Source organism: Nitrososphaera sp. (assembly GCF_050748925.1).
Taxonomy (GTDB): Archaea; Thermoproteota; Nitrososphaeria; order Nitrososphaerales; family Nitrososphaeraceae; genus Nitrososphaera.
Map to the genome: position 1 here is coordinate 1 of NZ_JBOGQF010000246.1, position 1,201 is coordinate 1,201.

Annotated in this window: 1 protein-coding gene; it reads right to left on the bottom strand. The window is 50.8% G+C overall.

Annotated features, from left to right (window positions below; genetic code table 11):
* A partial coding sequence (locus ACREAY_RS11995) for a DNA polymerase (protein WP_431755998.1) occupies positions 1–1,133 on the bottom strand: 1,133 nt, incomplete at its 3' end.
* Positions 1,134–1,201: the final 68 nt, after the last annotated feature.

A 1,201-nucleotide genomic window follows, 5' to 3' on the forward strand; every position in this document is an offset into this window, starting at 1 on the left:
TTAAGGGTGCCTAGCCATAGTCGCTTTCTGTCCGCGTTCAGGTTGACCAACCTTCTTACAGGCTTTATCTTGCCAATGTCCTGTATACGACCTTGAATGATGCATTCGCGCAGTGACGCGCTCCTCGTAGGCGTCAGTACAAGGTACAGCCGACCGTCCTTTTCAATATTATCGATATGTTCTACAGTCTTGCCGCCAATGCTGCCGATACCGCGCAGCTTCCATTTTTCGTTAAACCGGTATATGCCATTTTGCAAGTAATACACGTCATCGCCGGACTTGTCAAAGGAAAAGTCGCCTAGCCTGCTTGACTTTATGTCAAGGTCGCGGGCGGTGCATATCGCGTCCGTTGCAAACGCAACTACGTCGCCCTCTAGGCCGTTGTCAACGACAAATCGGTACATCTGCGCCCGGGTACTGCCCGTGATGTTAGCAAATATGACAGGGTTAAACAGGTTGCCGATTACGCGGTTTACCTTCTGGCCGGTCTTGCCATAGATGGAATTCATGACCACTTTTATTGGCAATTGCAAGGGGTTGCCGGCCTGCTTTAACGCCAGCCTTTTGTCGTAAAGAGACTCTATAAAGCCCTTGTACGGCTTGCGGTCGGTGTTTGGGATGTACTGCCAAGAGCGCAGTATGCGATAGTAGTCCTCATTTTCACACACGCGCAGCTCGTCAATCGTTACGTATGTTTTAAACCGGCCTGTTGGAAACAGCACGGAACCCGGGACGTGGAACGGAAAAGGTGCAACGCGCTTTGTGTCTGGTATGTTGGCTACGATCTCGAAAAAGCCAATCCGCGCGTCAGGATGTATAGCCTTAGCTTGTATCCATCGGCCATCAGTAAGGTCTGGGAGGTTGGCTATTTTGTGCGGGTACGCCGAATTGATGTCATACTGATTGGCATGGCCGATAAAGCCTCGTCTCAGTACTTCGATTCGGCCGCCGACATATGACCGCCAAGCCAGTTCTTGCACAGGGTATGGTATGGAGTCAAAACTTGGAAACGCAATGCCGTTGTTTATCAGGAATTTCTCGGCAAGGTAGCCGGCCGAGTACCACCGCGCCACGTAAAAGCCGGCAAAATCATGGTACAGGTTTATCCATTTCTCGGACAGCCGTTTGGTCATCGTGCAATCGTTGATACAATACCGTCTAACGGCTGACGTGTTGCGCCTGTAAAAGCGCGGAGAGAATT